We start from the raw sequence: 16,385 nt of genomic DNA on the forward strand, positions 1-16,385 counted from the left end.
ACGAAATGATCGAGCAGATTCGCCAAACTGCTCTGTCAGAAGGCTTCGCCGCGATGGGAATCGCTCCCGCGGTTACCAGTGCAGGCTTTCATCAGTTGGTCGACTGGATCGAATCCGGCTACGCGGGAACGATGGATTACATCGACCGTCGACGCGAAGCGTACCGTCACCCTTCGGGCGTGTTGCCGGGGGCTAAGTCGATCATTGTTTTGGCGATGAATTATGACTCCGCCGATCCAAAAGCACTTACCGAATTGCGGTCCGATCGTCGTAACGATCCATCGCATACTTCGTACGGCCGAGTGGCTCGCTACACCTGGTCGGGTGAAGACTACCACGACGTCATTCATCCCAAACTGAAACGTATCATTCGCGAGATCCGTGCGAGCATCCCTGGTGCAAACGCCAGAGGAATCGTGGACACGGCGCCGTTGATGGAGCGCGAGGTCGCGGTCTTGGCGGGACTTGGCTGGCGCGGAAAGAACACGTTGTTGCTGAACAAGCAGCTCGGAAGCTATTTCTTTTTGTCCTGCATCTTGGTGGACGTTGTGCTGCCTACCGATCAGCCGCACGAGGGACATCACTGCGGCACGTGCACGGCGTGCTTGGATGCTTGTCCAACCGATGCTTTTCCTGAGCCCGGTGTGATGGATGCACGGCGATGCATCAGCTATCTCACCATCGAGCAATCGGAATTGCCGGAGGAAAGTCTGCGTTCGGGAATTGGTGATTGGCTGTTTGGGTGTGACATTTGCCAAGAGGTGTGCCCTTGGAACCGACGCCCGGCGAAGCGTTCGCAAGAAATGACCGGATTGAGACAGCATCGCCGTGAGGGTTGGGGAAAGCAATCATCTGACGGTTGGTTCGAGCTGGAATCGCTTTTCTTGATGGATGACGACGAGTTTCGCCATCGTTTTCGAAAAACGCCGTTTTGGCGTTCACGGCGTCGAGGAATGTTGCGTAACGCAATCATCGTGATGGGGAATCAGCCTCGTCCGGAACACTTGGGACGTCTGTTCGGCGTCTTGGATGAGGACGACCCGATTCTTCGTGCTGCGGCCGTTTGGGCCATCCTTCAGCATGAGGATGAAGCGGCCAAGGAACGATTGGTCTCATACCGCCATCGAGAGACCGATCCGCTTGTCGTCGCTGAATTCGAGAAAAAGTAGTCACCGGGGTCCCATGAATGGGTGGTGGCTCCTAAGGAGGTGCAGGCCACCTTGAGGTCCACGTGCGGCCGCGATCGAGGCTCAAGTTCGGTTTGTATCGTTTGGTGAAGCGAAATGTTTGGTTTGGGTGGATTTTATCGGATAAAACAGTGAAGTCACTGTGAACGAAACCCTCCGAGACTGCTTATTTTAACGTAGTCTTGAAACTCCCTCCTCATTTCGAACGACCATTGGAAGCATTGGGTATGAATCGAACCTGCCGTTTTTTGGCAACCCTCGTCGCCGTTGTGGCGAGCGTGGGAAGTGCGTCGACCAGCTTCGCCGCGGATCTGCCACCGTTCTCGAAAGTCTCTGAAGGCTACAAGCAACTTCCTGTTTCCGACCAAGCGGCTACCAAGGGCTTGTTCAATGTTTGGAAGCACGAGAAGGAATCATCTGTTATCGCCGAGCTGCCCAAGAATTTCGCGGGCAAGAAATACTTCGTCGCATTGACGCTCAGCAGTGGTGACAAGTACGCAGGACTCCAGTCGGGCGACTGGGTGGTTCAGTGGCGTCGCTACAACAATCGCTTGGCGTTGATCGCTCCCAACTTGGATATTCGCGCCACGGGAGATGCGGAATCCAAAGCGTCCGTGAAGCGGCTGTTCACTGACCGCGTGCTTCTGGACGTGCCAATCCTCGCGATGGGGCCCAGCGGTGGTCCGGTGATCGACTTGGATAGCATGTTGATTGGCAACGCCACGACCTTCTTCGGTTCGTCGGTGCGTTTGGCCAACAGTCGTCTGTTCGAGGTCGAGGCCGCGAAGGTTTTTCCTGAAAACGTTGAGCTGGCTTTTGAGGTTGTTGGAAGCGGCGGACGTCTGCAAACGCTTCACTATTCTTTCAGCGAAGTGCCAAGTAGCTCGAGTGGTTACAAGCCACGTGAAGCGGATGAACGGGTTGGCTTCTTCGTGACGTCCTTTTCTGATTTGAGCAAGTATCAAGACGACGAGACCCGCGTTCGCTACATCAATCGTTGGCATCTGGAAAAACGCGATCCGAAGTTGAAGCTGAGTCCTCCGAAAGAGCCGATTCGTTTCTACGTGGAACACACGGCTCCCGTCCGCTATCGACGTTGGATCAAGCAAGGCGTGGATTATTGGAACAAGGCTTTTGAAAAGGTCGGAATCGTTGACGCGATTGTCATCGAGTATCAAGACGCGGTTAGCAAAGCCCACATGGAGAAGGATCCCGAGGATGTTCGGTACAACTTCATTCGTTGGTTGAACAACGACGTCGGCACCGCGATTGGACCCAGTCGCGTTCATCCGGAAACGGGTCAGATTTTGGACGCTGACATTATCCTCACCGATGGTTGGATTCGTCACTTCAATTTCAACTACAACGACTTGATGCCCAAGTTAGCAATGGAAGGCGTGAGCGCTGAAACGCTGGCTTGGTTGGGCAATCATCCCAATTGGGACCCTCGCATCCGAATGGGCGCCAAAGAATCAGTCAATGCGTTGCGAAACAAGTACGCTCGCCAAGCTCAAGAACCCATGGCCGGTTTCGCGATGTCTCAAGCGGATCCCTCGTTGCTGGGTGACGATGAGTACGACGGGCTGATCGGCCAAGTCAGCCAAAAGAATGGCCTTTGCATGGCCGCCGCTGGACGGAGCATGGATTTGGCGTTCGCTCGCATGAATTGGGGATTGGCCCTGATGGCTGACGAGGAAGCCAAGAAGAAAAAGGAAGAAGACGAAAAGAAAGCGGCGGAAGAGAAGGCTGAGAAGGACGACGAAACCTCTGACGAAACCGCCGAAGCCGGCAAAGAAGAGTCGAAAGAAGAATCCGACGAAGAAAAGGATTCGGAAGAAGACAAAACGGCAGAGAAGAAGGACGAACCGAAAGAAGAGGATGAGCTTCTCGACGGAATTCCGGAGTGGTTTGTCGGTCCTTTGCTGGCCGATTTGGTGGCCCACGAAGTCGGGCACACGCTGGGTCTTCGCCACAACTTCAAAGCTTCGGCGTTGTACACCATCGGTGAAATCAACAGCGAAGACGTGAAGGGAAAGAAGCCATTCACCGCTTCGGTCATGGACTATGTGCCGATCAACTATCGCTATGAGGCCGGTGAGGTCCAGGGCGATTACGGCATGATCGACATCGGTCCGTATGATTACTGGGCCATCGAGTACGGCTACACGTTCAGTGATTCCAAGTTGAAAGACATTCTGAAGCGATGCTCTGAACCAGAATTGCAATACGCAACGGACGAGGACACTAGCGGTCCCGACCCCTACGCTCGACGTTACGACTTCGGCAAGGACCCGTTGACGTATGGAGAAGAGCAAATGCGTTTGGCTCAGCTCTATCGTGAACGTCTGCTAGAAAAATTCGTCAAAGATGGCGATAGCTGGTCGAAAGCTCGACGGGGTTACGAACTGACTCTCGGTCTGCAAACCAAAGCGGTCAGCATGATGTCCAATTGGATTGGCGGAGCCTTCGTCAATCGTGACAAGAAAGGCGATCCCGGAAACCGGGTTCCTGTCGAAGTCGTTCCCGCTGAAGATCAGCGTGCGGCATTGCAGTTTGTGATCAACACCAGTTTCCGTGACGAGTCTTATGGGCTGAGCACAGAGATTTTGGAGCGGTTGGGCATCGACAAATGGTTGGACAGTGGCCGTGGTATTTCAAACGAAGCCACATGGCCTATCCATGATCGAATTCTTGGAATGCAGGCCACGACCCTGACCTTGTTGATGAACCCAACCACACTGCGACGTGTCTATGACAACGAACTGCGGCTGCCATCCGATGCGGATGCGTTGACGTTGCCTGAGTTGTTAGACACCGTCAGCGACGCTGTCTGGGAAGAGCTCGATGAGGAGTGCCCAGACGACCGAAATGATCGCAAGCCGATGATCAGCTCGTTGCGTCGCAACTTGCAACGCGAACACATCCAGCGATTGGTGGACCTGATTCTGGAGGAAGGCCAAGACACCGCGGCGTATCATCCGATCAGCAATTTGGCTCGGATGCAGCTTCGGACGTTGGCCAGCCGAATGGGGTCTTCGATCGAAAAGTGTGGCAAGAAGATGGACGCTTACAGCATGGCTCACCTGACCGAATGCAAGGAGCGTGTCCAGCGTGCTTTGGACGCAGGCTACACCTATGGCGGAGGAAACGCCAAGGGGCCGACCATCATGATGATGATGGGAAGCGAAACCGGAGACGTTTCGAACTAAGCCGCATCTGCCAAACGAGTGATGTTACAACAGCCTTCTCACCATCCGGTGAGGAGGCTGTTTTTTGGTTTGAACAAATGTTTGAACGCGCAAGCAAGTTGCAACTCGACGACTTGTGCGTGCGGTCCAATGGAAACGAGAGTCAGTGTCCCAAATGCTGGATGCGCAAGCGTTCCGCGATGGGACGATCGAAACTTCCAAGCGAACTTCCTTCGGCGATGGTGCTCATCAAAGCCGCAAATCGTTCGATCTTGGGCAATAGGAAATCGGCCAATATCGGACCGATCGCATTGTTCAATTGGCTCTCAGGATCACCCGAGTAAACCGATGGTTCCGGGACATTGTCCAACGCTTCGTAAACGTCACACATCCACGGATCGATGGCGATGGCGGAAACGCCCAGCGAGATTAGCTTGATGCAATCGTCCACGTTGGCATGTTGTTCAGTGCCCCATCGCGGCGGCGACAACCAAATCGGTGGCGTGGTGGGAGACTCGAACAATCGACCCAGCAATTCGGCGAACTGAATCCCGTCCATGCAAAGTTGTCCGGCCCGGATCAGCAACGCATCGGCCGGGATTGCCAGGATGGTATCCAGGTTTCGCCACAGCCACTCCGGGGTCACGCTAACCAGCACCGCTGCTTGCGGAGCCAATCGCCGCAACTGATGAATTTTGGTCGCCGTTTGTTCCAAACCGGGAATGTCTGGTGGCAAGGAAAAAGCCGAAACCCATCCACCGCCCGACAAGGGTTCGTCCTCCGGTGTGGACTCCCATCGCCGAATCTGTTCGGCGCTGTAAGCGAATCGTCCCGACGCGTCTCGCAGTGGTGACAAACGCAGGTCAACAAGTGTCGCGGAGTCGAAATCGGCCGGATTCAAGCCGTAACGTTCGCCGCGGTAGGGCAGCATCTGCAGCGTCGGCCGGACGAAGCCTTCCTCGGCCGAGTCCTCCGGCTGATCTGCTGCATACCCGAGTTCACTCAGCAGAAACGACGTGGCGATTCCGTGAGATTGCAAATGCGACGCCAGCGTTTGCGAGAGTTTCGCTGACCAGCGGTGCCACGGCGCATTGTCGAGAAACAAACGCGAGGGCAAACGCAGCGAATCGGATTGGTGGCGGCGAACGATGAACTCGGGCGGGTTCGGTGACAGTCCGCGTCGACCCTCGCCAAATTGCGGTGGAAGCAAGCACAACGCATCGAGCGAACTGTCGAACATGATGACCCGGAGAAGAGAAGGAGACGACGCACCGGTCAAAGAGCATCCATCGGTTCAACAAAAACTTGCGTGCCGCAAAATTGCGGCAGACCAAGTTCCGTTACCGAGAATTGTAGCCCGTACTGAATCCGTTGTCGCTCACTTCAAGCGATCAACGCTCTTCCATTTCTTGGATGTAAAGCCGCAACCGGGACAACTCGTCGGTGGTGCCCTTCAGCTTGAGCATGTTCTCGACACGCTTCGTCAACTCGATTCGGTTGACCGGTTTGCTGAGGAAATCATCGGTGCCTGCTTGGACGCCACGTTCGATGTCACCTAACTCGCTGAGCGCCGTGACCATCAACACCATGATGTTGTTGGTTTTCGGATCTTCTTTGATCTGCTTGCAGACCTCAAATCCGCTCAGCTTTGGCATCATCACATCCAGCAGGATCAAATCCGGCTTGAAAGATTCGACTTTCGCCAGCGTGTCTTCTCCGTCCACCGCGGTTTCCAACTCGCAATCGATGTTGACCAGATAGGCCTCCAACAATTCGCGGTTGGCCGTGTTGTCGTCAGCGATCAGGATCCGATGCATCCGTGGGAGCTTTCAATGGAATGAAGGAGAAGAATTGTGCAAACGATGAACAACGAGGCGGACGAAATCAGCCGACGCTGGCGGGGGCCTGAGCCGCAGCGGGAACAGGGAAGTTCTGAGCCATTTCACGGATGTCACTGCGAATGGATTCGTGCAGCGAAGTGTTGTCCGCGTCCGACAACGCATCGTAGATCCACTGGCCAATCCGTTTCATCTCGTCTTGCCCCATGCCACGAGTGGTCAAGGCCGGCGTTCCGATGCGAATGCCAGATGGGTCCATTGGTTTTCGCTCGTCGAACGGGATCATATTCATGTTGACGGTGATGCCGCAAGCATCCAGAACCGCCTCGGCCTTCTTGCCGCCCAAGTCAACCGCGGTCACATCGACCAACATCAAGTGATTGTCCGTTCCGCCGCTGACCAGTCGCAACCCGCAACCCAGCAATGTCTCAGCCAGCGCGCGAGCATTGTCGACGACCGATTGGCCGTAGGCGGCGTACTCTTCGGTCATTGCCTCCGCGAAGCAGATCGCTTTTCCTGCAACCACGTGCATCAAAGGACCACCCTGGGTTCCCGGGAACACGTTTCGGTTCACCAGTTTCAGATGTTCCTCTTTGCACATGATCAAACCACTGCGAGGACCACGAAGGGTCTTGTGCGTCGTGGTGGTCACATAGTCGGCAAACGGCACGGGGCTGTTGTGAATCTTGGCCGCGACCAGACCGGCATAGTGAGCCATGTCGACCATCAATTTCGCACCGACTTCGTCCGCGATCTCTTTGAACTTGTCGTGCGGGATTTCGCGAGGGTAGGCGCTGGCGCCTGCGACGATCAATTTGGGTTTGTGTTCCCGAGCCAGCTTGGCGATTTGATCAAAGTCCAGGCGATGATTGACCTTGTCGACGCCGTAGTTGACGAAGTTGTAAAGGCGTCCACTGATGTTCAGCTTCATGCCGTGCGTCAGGTGACCACCCTGAGCCAGATCCAATCCCAGAACGGTGTCGCCCACTTCGAGGCAGCTCAGGTAGACGGCGGCGTTGGCTTGCGAGCCACTGTGAGGCTGGACGTTGGCAGCTTCTGCGCCGAACAGTTCCTTGGCACGGTCAATCGCAATGGTTTCGACAACATCGACGTGCTCACAACCGCCGTAGTAGCGGCGACCTGGATACCCCTCCGCGTACTTGTTTGTCAAAACGCTACCCACGGCTTCCATGATCGCTGGGCTGGTGTAATTCTCGCTCGCGATCATCTCCAACCCGTCCTGCTGACGCGTCGTTTCGGCTTGGATCGCATCCCAGATGGCGGGGTCTTGTGATTGAATGAAGCTCATAGCAGGTCAATTCGAAGCGGGTGGGGGTAATGTGATCGGAAGAGCATTGTCGATTCCCATTAAAAAACCGTCAATGACTGAAAAAAATCACTCGCACGCGGCGAATTGACCTGCAGCCGCTATCGAAACGCCACCGAAGGCATCGGCTCCGGGGCGAGCCCAAATCGAATCGCTGGGGCTGCTAAATTGAGTCGTTCAGCGTCACCTCGTCAAAAACGGACGTCAGCTCGTCTGACGAGACCAAGAAAAGATCACTCCATCAGCCGCATCCATTCAATGAAGAACGGCCGTCCAGAAAGAACGACCCGAGGCTCAATGTTGGTGGCCCGCGCCGTGTTGCTTGGCATGCTGGGAATCGGCATGCTGGCGATCTGCACGACCATCGGATGCCGAAAAGAAAGTTCTTCGCAATCGACCGAAACACCCGCCGCGGGAATCGCGGAAACCCAGCCATCCAGTCCGCCCGCATCATCAAATCCCGCCGAGGCAGATGATTCCAATGGGAATGGCTCCGATGTCAATGTGGTCATGGCGACCAAACCGGGCGTCGAGATGATTTCGAATGCCGTGGGAACTCAAGCTTGCGTCGCTTGCCATCCCAATCGTGCCTCTTCGTTCTTCGAAACCGCTCATGCCAATTCGCTGCGGGAAGTGAGTGCCGAAAGTGAATCCGAGTTGAATTCGTTCTTGCATCCCGCCAGCTCTCAACGCATGCGAGTGACGAAACAGGCAGAACAAGTCGTCCACGAAGCGTGGCAGGAATTGCCTCAAACCCGTTTTGAGCTTCCGATCGCCAGTGAGCCGATGGAATTGGTCATGGGAAGTGGAACCTTCGCGAAGTCGTATCTGTTTCGCGACGTGGACTCACTCATGCAGGCTCCGCTTACCCACTACACCAAGCGAGACCAATACGACATGTCGCCCGGCTATGACTCGGCGAACCATCTTGGTTTCTCACGACAAGTCACTGATGACTGCTTGTTCTGTCACGCGGGTTCGCTGTCGCGATTGAAAGGCAACCGCAATCATTCGGTGTTGAATGAACTCGCCATTGGTTGTGAACGGTGTCACGGCGGTGGAGCTCAACATGTTGCCGTCGCAAAGGAACAAGCTGAGCAGAAAGACTCGCTGACCAACGACGCTCACTCCGATGTGGATTGGTCCATCGTTCATCCTGCTCAATTGCCACGCGATCAACTGGAATCGATCTGTGCCCAGTGTCATCTGCAAGGCGATGTCCAGATGTTCACGAATCAAAAAGACAGTTGGTCGTTTGAACCAGGAAACGATTTGGCGAAGACAAGACTCGTTTACAACGTTGGCCCTGCGAATCAGGTTGCTGATTCAACGACGTTCGTCGGGCATTTTGGACAGATGCATGCAAGCAAGTGTTATTTGGAATCGGACGAGTTGACCTGTGTGACCTGTCACGATCCTCATCATGCAATCGACGAAGCGAATCGTGTGCAGGTCCATCGTGATCATTGCCTGAACTGCCATGACAATTTGGATTGCGGGGAGGAGATGACGGTTCGTCAAGACGCCAATCAGAACTCGTGTCATGTCTGTCACATGCCGCGGGCTGGCACAGAGGTCCCTCACGTATCGATCACCAATCACCTCATTGCGATTCCAACCGCGGACAGGCAGCAGGAAAGCTCTGAGGCCCGATCGTCAAAGGTCGCTCGCACGGAGCTGCCCAATGCAATCGCTTTGCTGGATCGATCACCCGAAGGCAGTTGGCAACGCGAACTCAACGAGTCGACGGCGATCGCACAGTGGTTGTGGATGGGGGCCGACGGCAGTTACGACACGCAGGAAGTCTTTCAGAAAGCCATTCAGAGACTACGGTCAGCGATTCAGGTTGCAGAAGAAAATGAGAATGCGTCCGAGCATGTTCATGTGTCTCTGATCGAAGCAAGAACACGTTTGGGGAGCCTGGTCGATCGCCTGCTGCGTCTTCCCGGCACTCGTGTTTCCGATGAAGAGCGAGCTGAATTGGCGAACGAAAGTCAGGAACTGATGCAGACGGTACTGGACCTGGAATCGGACCCAACCCCGGAGGTGCAGGTTGCATTAGAAAGTCTGGCGGGCTGGGCGGCTGAAGAAGAACGTCACCGCGAGGCCTACAACCTGTACAAGCGGTTGGTGAAGCTTCGTCGGAATCCGGCGGATCACTACAACCTTGGTCTGGCCTGTGGGAAGCTGCGGCGGTTTGGTGAAGCGGAACAAGCCTTGTTGGAAGCCCTTCGCATCCAACCAACCTACTCTTTGCCGTATGCATCGCTCGCCAGGTTGTATCAATCCATCGATCCTGCCACCGCGTCGAATTACATGCAATTGGCGCAAAGACTTCAGTTGGTGCAGCAAGGTGATTCGGTCAGCCAGGATTCTGAACCTTCGAAGTAGGCATGCATCACTTACACGCGGGAAGACGCTCCACACGCAGTTGATCCTTCATGTGTGAGAGTGCCCCACATGCCGAATCGACAATTCCCTCATCGATCCAATCGTCTAGCTGACCGTCGACCGGAACTTCGCACGACTTCAAAAGCACGACCTCATCCGCTTGGCAGCACATGGCGACCCACATGGCAATCGAGTCGGTGGTGGTTGACCAGTTCTCTGGCAACGGTGCATCGCAACCGCGGTGATAAACCAGGCCGGGAACTAAGAACGCAAGTGATGAACCCTTCGACGATGCTGGAACGACGGGGTTGGTTTGGTAATGATGCCATTGCGAGTCCGTTTCCAACAACGACACGTCGGCAAACCGGTCATCTTCCAGAAAAGCGTTCGCAAGGTGTCGCACCGAGTGTTTGAGCATCTCGACGCACATCCAGTGAACCTCACGCTGATCAACCCGACGCAGTTGGTCCCACTGTCGCACGGCGTCGATCATTCGGCCACCACCGACAATCACACAGGTGTCTGCTGCAGTCTGCGCAGTCAGCCAAGCATGCACGTCGTCGAGTAAACCTGGACGCGTGAGCAGGCTGCCACCGAGCTTGATGACTCGACGAGTCGTTGGGTGAAAAGTCAAAGGGCGGCGAATCATTGGCTTGAACAACGCAATGCGATCCACTGCTTGGCAACCGCAACGGCCGGAGCAGCTCGCGAAGCTTCCGCACCGATCATTTCACGCAAATCCAATTTTGGGAGCGATGAATTTTGGAGCGATGCAAACCTGTCCGCCACCAACTCTTGGCCGTGCCCACTGAGCACCAGCGTGAAGTCTTCGTGCAAAGGCTGCTGTCGCTCAAGCCAACCCGTGACGCTGCTCGTGATCCGCTCGCGTGCTGCGTGCAGGACTTGTTTCGCGGCGTTGGATGCGGACGCGTCTGACATCTCGTTGGGGTCGAGACCGATCATCTTTGCCAATCTGCGGTGTGCCGATTCTCGATCACGAGGCCGGCCATCGGCTGAGTCACAATCATCGGGGGCCGCCGGCTGTGTTCCTAAAATCAGTCGAGCATCGTCCACGGTAGCAAACAATTCGTTCATCACCGGAATTCGCTTTCCTTCGAACACCAACGAATCAACCAAGCTGCAAACGGGCGTTCGTCGACAACCGACATAGACCAACGAACCATCTCGTAGCCGTTCGTTGTCCGTCTTTGACGGGGTGATTACCTCGCCGTTTTGAAGCGGAATGATGTCGGTGGTGGTCGAGCCGATATCGATCAACAGCCCGTTGGGCGAGATGCACGAGCCAATCCAGGTGGCCAATGCATGCCAGTTGGAGGCAGCCAGACCGTCGACGTGGTGCTCGGCCTCCTGCGCCGAAACGAAGCTGCCCGCGGTGGAGTAAAAGCCAAGCGAGGTTCCAGGCAAAACATTAGAAACCGCACGCCGAACATGATCGACGATGTGAGTCACGCCGTGCCGGCGGTTTTTAAAGCAATCTGCAAGCTCACCGGTCATCGTCACAGCGACGGCATCCACACTGCCGCAGGTTCGTCGACCAAGCAACGTTTCCCAGTCGGCTTTCAATTGATCGGCGAGTTGATCCGGTTGTCGCCACATGGGAAAAAACGAATCACATGAGAGTATTGGAGTCGATTCTTCACCAATCAACACGGACTTGAGATTCGCTCCGCCAACGTCGACCCCGAGAACTTGCGATGGGGCAGTACGAGGTTGGCGATCGATTGCGACGCCACCTTCGTTCACGGGATATTCCAGCGATACGCGGTGAGTGAGTTCAACGCACGAACCAAGATCATGGGCGAATCATCGACGGTAACAACGGCCAAGTGAGCCCAACTGTCTTCAGCGACGTCTTTTTCGTCGATCACGTTGTACTCTTCGGGTGAAGCCGCAATCAAACGAAGCTTGCCGTCGGCACTGAGCGACAGGAGTCGGTCTTTGTTTTGAACCATCGACCAGTACTTGCCGACGGGAGACGACGTCCATTGGATGCTCCCGTCTTCAACCGATAGGCATGTAAAACGTTCGTTCTTCAAATGCAAGTAGATATGATCGCCGACCAATACGGGTGACGACATGTAGCCCTGCGTTTTCTGGTTCCATCGTTCGTCGACCGTCCAGGAATCGCCATCGCGGCCAAGGTCGAACAACTGGCTTTTGCCGCTGTGCGCCGCGGTAAAGATCGCATCTTTCACCGGCAATGGCGTCAAAATGTTCATGCCTCGGAACGCTTCGATGGGTTCTTTCCAAAGCACGCCGCCGTCCTGCAGCGAAACGCCACACAGCTCTTCTCGCGTTTGAACGAGCAACTGCTCAAGGCCAGCGATCGTGGCGATAGTGGGACTGCTGAAGGCTCCTTTGGAACTCATGTCGGCACCGCCGCCCAAGACTTTCCACTGAACCTGCCCGGTTTCCAACGACAGCTTCGCCAATCCCGCCCCAACCTGGACGTAGACCGATCCATTATGAATCAACGGCGAACTCGCGGCTCCAAACGGTTGCAATTCAGAGCCATGTTCCGCCGGAAAATCGACCCGCCAACGTTCCTCACCCGTGTCGGTGTTCAAACACACCAAAACGTCTCGCATGCCCAGCACAACCAGATAGCCAGAAACGCACGCTGGGGTGGACCGAATCCAATCGCCGTTGGCCGCCGCGAAGAAAGGCACCGACATGGATCCTTCCCATTGTCGTTCCCAAGTTTGCTCGCCGGTTCGTAAATCGTAGGCGGACACTCGCTCGAATTGCTTGTCGATCGTTTCGGTGGTGAAGACCATGCCATCCACCGTGACTGGACCGCTGTAACTGGGTTGCAGCGAGACTTTCCACGCTACTTGGAGCGAACCGTTCAGCCTTGCGGGCCAGGCGGCTTCTCCGTTGATCGTTCCATCGCGGTTCGGGCCTCGCCATTGGTTCCACGAACTCGGTTCCACCGCCGCCGCGACGGAGCAGATCGAGATCAGCAGTAGTGACAGACAAACGGCGAGCGGCAAACGCGGGGACACAGAAGTCATTTCAGTTTCCGAAAGAGGGAGTGGGAATTAGCCAATCCATAATGCCGCGCGGGCAAGTTGCAGCCAGGCTTTGCCCGAAGGATCGGACATATCGTAATCCTTGATGGGGATGTACGCCTTCTCGTGATCCACAACCCGAATGGGGATCGACGAGTTTTTCGCGAGTTGATTCATGCGTGAGCGATTGGAGTATTCCATCACGATGAATCGGTCATTGCTGGTCAGTGACACCAATCCCCATGACGCCGCGTCCAAGCGAAGCTCGCAGATTTCGAGCATGCGGAGGGCTGGCGTCGGCGGTTTGCCAAACCGGTCCTCGAGCTCTGCCCGCAGAGCCGCCACGTCGGACGATTTTTCGATCCTGGTCATGCGGCGATACAAGTCGATCTTGTGACGCAGATCAGGAACGTAGTCATCTGGCAAATAGGCTTCGATCGGCAGATCAACATCCACGTCGGCTGACAACTTGGGCGGCAGCTTCTGAGCTTGGCGAACAGCGTCCTCCAGCAATTGGCAATACATCTCGTAGCCCACCGCCGCGATGTGGCCGGATTGTTGACTGCCGAGAAGATTGCCTGCACCGCGAATTTCTAGGTCACGCATCGAGATCGCGAAACCGGCCCCCATTTGTGAGTACTCTTCGATCGCACGCAGACGCTTGCTGGCTTCTGGGGTCAGCCGTTTGTTCGGGGAGACGAGCAAATAGCAGTAGGCTTGGTGTTTGTAACGACCCACACGTCCGCGCAATTGGTGCAGATCGCTCAATCCGTATCGGTTGCCATCATCGATGAACATGGTATTCGCGTTAGGAATGTCCAGTCCACTTTCGATGATCGTGGTGGCCAACAACATGTCGAACTTGTGGTCGATGAAGTCCACCATGACTTGTTCGAGGGCACCTTCTTCCATTTGCCCGTGACCGATTCCGATTCGCAGTTCCGGCACCACATTTTTGATCTTCGCGGCCAAGTCATCCATGTCACCGATGCGGTTGTGGACGAAGTACATCTGTCCGCCGCGATTCAATTCGCGAACAATCGCCGAACGCAGCAATTTGTCGTCCCATCGGGTGACTTTGGTTTCCACCGCCATGCGTTCAGCGGGTGGTGTTTCCAAGTTGCTGATGTCGCGAACGCCGACGAGCGCCATGTGCAGCGTTCGTGGAATAGGGGTCGCGGAAAGCGTCAGCACATCAACGTTGCTGTGCCGGGTCTTCAAACGCTCTTTGACCGCCACGCCGAAACGTTGTTCTTCATCGATGATCACCAACCCGAGGTTGTTGAACTCGACGTCTTTGCTGGCGACGCGGTGAGTGCCGACGACGATGTCGACTTTGCCACGTCGGATTTCCTTCGTCGTTTCGCGTTGCTCGGCGGCGGTGCAGAACCGGCTGAGCTTTCGGATCTCAACGGGAAACTCGGCCATTCGTTGTCGAAAGGAATGGTAGTGTTGTTCGGCGAGCACCGTCGTCGGCACCAACACAGCGACCTGGTAGCCCGATGACACCGCCTTGAACGCGGCCCGCATTGCCACTTCGGTCTTGCCAAATCCGACGTCGCCACAAATCAGCCGGTCCATCGGACGCGGTGATTCCATGTCCTGTTTCAGCGCTTCGATCGCGGAAAGTTGATCGGGCGTTTCTAAATATGGAAAGCTGGCGTCGAATTGCTGTTGCCATTCGTTGTCGGGCGCCATGGGGATCCCGCGACGCGTGGCTCGTTTGGCCTGCAATTCAAGCAGTTCATCCGCCATGTCCGTAACGGCGGCTTCGGCTGCTTTGCGTTGATTGGTCCAACTGATCCCACCGATTTTGGCGAGCCGCGGCCGGTTCTTGGTACCGCCGACATATCGCTGAACCAATTGAATCCGGGAAGCGGGTACATGGATCTTGGTGCCACCGTCGAACTCGATCGTCAGGTGCTCAAGATGCTGACCGTTCTTTTCGATCGAATTCAGACCACGGTACAGACCGATGCCGTGCGACAGGTGCACGACCAAATCGCCTGGTGTGAGCTGAGTGAACGAATCGATGGGCTTGCCACGCGTTCGCGTCTTGGCACGACGAACGGGGCTGCGGTGAAACAGTTCGGCACCGGTGAGCACCAAAATTTCCGCATCGGTCAATCGGAAACCGCCGCTGAGATCCGCGACGGTCATGTGCAGCCGGCCTTGTTTGGCCGCTTCAGTGTCTTCCAGCAATTCTGTCAATCGCTGGCCGTCGGCGGGCGTGTCGCCAACCACAATGACTTCGTGACCCGCCGCGACGGAGTCGACTTTGGACTTCGTTTCATCCAGCGAAGTCGCAAAGCTATCGGCACTGCTGGTGTGCACGTCGATGACGTCCGCCGGATCCCCTTCGGCGAGCGACGTTCCGGTCACTACGCGATGCCCGTCCAACTCCGCGAGCAACTCGTTCATCGAAACGAATCGTTCGGACTTGGCAACACGCGCTAGCAGAGCGTTGGATGATTGGTGGCAATCCGACGGATCGATGACCAGCACGATCGTGTCTTCGGGCAAGTAATCCACAATGGTGGATTCGGCTCCGACCGTGTCATCCACGACCAAATCGAGTGGCTCGTCGTTGTTCTCTTCTTTCGCAAACGGGCTTTTGACCGGTTGGGTTCCAATCGCCGCGAGTTCGACCGCGGTCAGCGTCTCACTGCTCCGCTGGGTGGCCGCATCAAATCGCCGGATGGACTCGATCTCGTCGTCGAACCACTCGATCCGAATGGGCGCGGGTTGGTCGGGCGAGTAAACGTCGAGCAAACCACCACGGCTGGCGAATTCGCCCGGGATCTGGACGGCGGTCACGGATGCGAATCCGGCTTCCGCCAACCACCGCCGAATCTCCTCTGGGTCCACGATGTCGCCAACGGAAAGTTTGCGAGTCGCTTTCTCCAGCCCTTCGACGGACGGCACCTTTTGAATGGCCGCACCGATGTAGGACGTCACCACCAACGGCTTTTCTGAATTGCGATCCCGAGCCCGAAGTTTCTGCAGCACCTGCAACCGAGCGGCATAGTCCGCGTCTCGGATCGAGCTGCCCGTCCCGTCGCCGGCTGACAACGGCAACGCGACGACTTCGTCGACGCCGTAGGACGAAACATCTCCGGCGACAATGTCCGCATCAACGGCTTGCGGGAGCAACACCAACACGTGTGGATGGTGTCGTGTCAGCGTCGCCGCGAGCAAACCGCGGATGCCTCCCCAAACACCGGAAAACGCGATGGGGGTGTTGCCTTTCGCTTTGGTTCGAGCGGGTTTGCCCAACCGTTTATCCAACTCCAATTTCGCGTCCAAAATCGCTGGGACGTCGCGAAGGGAGCGAAGCTTCAGGGGCGAAACGGAACGGGAAGCGGTGGGCACGGCGGAGGCAACCTGCGGCAAATCGGGGTGCAAGACAGCCTCCGGTGACG

The 16,385-nt window shown here is 56.0% G+C and carries 11 protein-coding genes; 3 read left to right on the forward strand and 8 right to left on the reverse strand.

The annotated features are described in order from the left end of the window. Positions 1-5: 5 nt before the first annotated feature. The gene (queG, locus tag LOC70_RS19135) at positions 6-1,169 is read left to right on the forward strand and encodes a tRNA epoxyqueuosine(34) reductase QueG (RefSeq protein ID WP_230256199.1); all 1,164 of its coding nucleotides are present in this window, start codon (positions 6-8) and stop codon (positions 1,167-1,169) included. Positions 1,170-1,414: 245 nt separating this feature from the next. Continuing rightward, positions 1,415-4,396 carry a zinc-dependent metalloprotease gene (locus LOC70_RS19140; protein WP_230255586.1) on the forward strand — a complete coding sequence of 994 codons (2,982 nt, stop codon included), beginning with the start codon at positions 1,415-1,417 and terminating at the stop codon, positions 4,394-4,396. A gap of 142 nt (positions 4,397-4,538) precedes the next feature. On the opposite strand, the gene LOC70_RS19145 is transcribed toward LOC70_RS19140, so the two are convergent. The 4 genes from LOC70_RS19145 to LOC70_RS19160 form a co-directional block, all read right to left on the reverse strand. After that, positions 4,539-5,615, reverse strand: a complete 1,077-nt coding sequence (locus LOC70_RS19145) for a hypothetical protein (RefSeq protein WP_230255587.1) — start codon at positions 5,613-5,615, stop codon at positions 4,539-4,541. A 151-nt stretch (positions 5,616-5,766) separates the two neighbouring features. Further along, positions 5,767-6,192 (reverse strand): response regulator, encoded by a 426-nt coding sequence (locus LOC70_RS19150; RefSeq protein ID WP_230255588.1) that lies wholly within the window; start codon positions 6,190-6,192, stop codon positions 5,767-5,769. A 67-nt stretch (positions 6,193-6,259) separates the two neighbouring features. Continuing rightward, entirely contained in the window at positions 6,260-7,522 is a 1,263-nt protein-coding gene (locus LOC70_RS19155) for a serine hydroxymethyltransferase (RefSeq protein WP_230255589.1), read from the reverse strand. 251 nt (positions 7,523-7,773) lie between these two features. Then, positions 7,774-8,052, reverse strand: a complete 279-nt coding sequence (locus LOC70_RS19160; protein WP_230255590.1) for a hypothetical protein — start codon at positions 8,050-8,052, stop codon at positions 7,774-7,776. Here LOC70_RS19160 and LOC70_RS19165 point away from each other — a divergent pair. Continuing rightward, complete coding sequence (locus tag LOC70_RS19165; protein ID WP_230255591.1) at positions 8,051-9,931, forward strand: tetratricopeptide repeat protein; 1,881 nt, start codon at positions 8,051-8,053, stop codon at positions 9,929-9,931. The genes LOC70_RS19160 and LOC70_RS19165 overlap by 2 nt on opposite strands. A gap of 7 nt (positions 9,932-9,938) precedes the next feature. Here LOC70_RS19165 and LOC70_RS19170 read toward each other — a convergent pair whose 3' ends face one another. Genes LOC70_RS19170 through mfd form a run of 4 tightly spaced genes read right to left on the reverse strand, consistent with a single transcriptional unit; the run spans position 9,939 to position 16,335 of the window. Continuing rightward, positions 9,939-10,565, reverse strand: a complete 627-nt coding sequence (locus tag LOC70_RS19170; RefSeq protein ID WP_230255592.1) for an amino acid kinase family protein — start codon at positions 10,563-10,565, stop codon at positions 9,939-9,941. An 11-nt stretch (positions 10,566-10,576) separates the two neighbouring features. After that, positions 10,577-11,695 (reverse strand): hydantoinase/oxoprolinase family protein, encoded by a 1,119-nt coding sequence (locus LOC70_RS19175; protein WP_230255593.1) that lies wholly within the window; start codon positions 11,693-11,695, stop codon positions 10,577-10,579. Then, entirely contained in the window at positions 11,692-12,966 is a 1,275-nt protein-coding gene (locus LOC70_RS19180; RefSeq protein ID WP_230255594.1) for a PQQ-binding-like beta-propeller repeat protein, read from the reverse strand. Before LOC70_RS19180 ends, LOC70_RS19175 begins: the two co-directional genes overlap by 4 nt. Positions 12,967-12,993: 27 nt before the next feature. Continuing rightward, complete coding sequence (mfd, locus tag LOC70_RS19185; protein WP_230255595.1) at positions 12,994-16,335, reverse strand: transcription-repair coupling factor; 3,342 nt, start codon at positions 16,333-16,335, stop codon at positions 12,994-12,996. Positions 16,336-16,385: the final 50 nt, after the last annotated feature.

The sequence above is a fragment of the Rhodopirellula halodulae genome, assembly GCF_020966775.1.
GTDB lineage: Bacteria > Planctomycetota > Planctomycetia > Pirellulales > Pirellulaceae > Rhodopirellula > Rhodopirellula halodulae.

Coding starts and splice junctions, on each gene's coding strand:
- queG (WP_230256199.1), top strand. CDS start 6: ATGATCGAGCAGATTCGCCAAACTGCTCTGTCAGAAGGCTTCGCCGCG.
- LOC70_RS19140 (WP_230255586.1), top strand. CDS start 1,415: ATGAATCGAACCTGCCGTTTTTTGGCAACCCTCGTCGCCGTTGTGGCG.
- LOC70_RS19145 (WP_230255587.1), bottom strand. CDS start 5,615: ATGTTCGACAGTTCGCTCGATGCGTTGTGCTTGCTTCCACCGCAATTT.
- LOC70_RS19150 (WP_230255588.1), bottom strand. CDS start 6,192: ATGCATCGGATCCTGATCGCTGACGACAACACGGCCAACCGCGAATTG.
- LOC70_RS19155 (WP_230255589.1), bottom strand. CDS start 7,522: ATGAGCTTCATTCAATCACAAGACCCCGCCATCTGGGATGCGATCCAA.
- LOC70_RS19165 (WP_230255591.1), top strand. CDS start 8,051: ATGGCGACCAAACCGGGCGTCGAGATGATTTCGAATGCCGTGGGAACT.
- LOC70_RS19160 (WP_230255590.1), bottom strand. CDS start 8,052: ATGACCACATTGACATCGGAGCCATTCCCATTGGAATCATCTGCCTCG.
- LOC70_RS19180 (WP_230255594.1), bottom strand. CDS start 12,966: ATGACTTCTGTGTCCCCGCGTTTGCCGCTCGCCGTTTGTCTGTCACTA.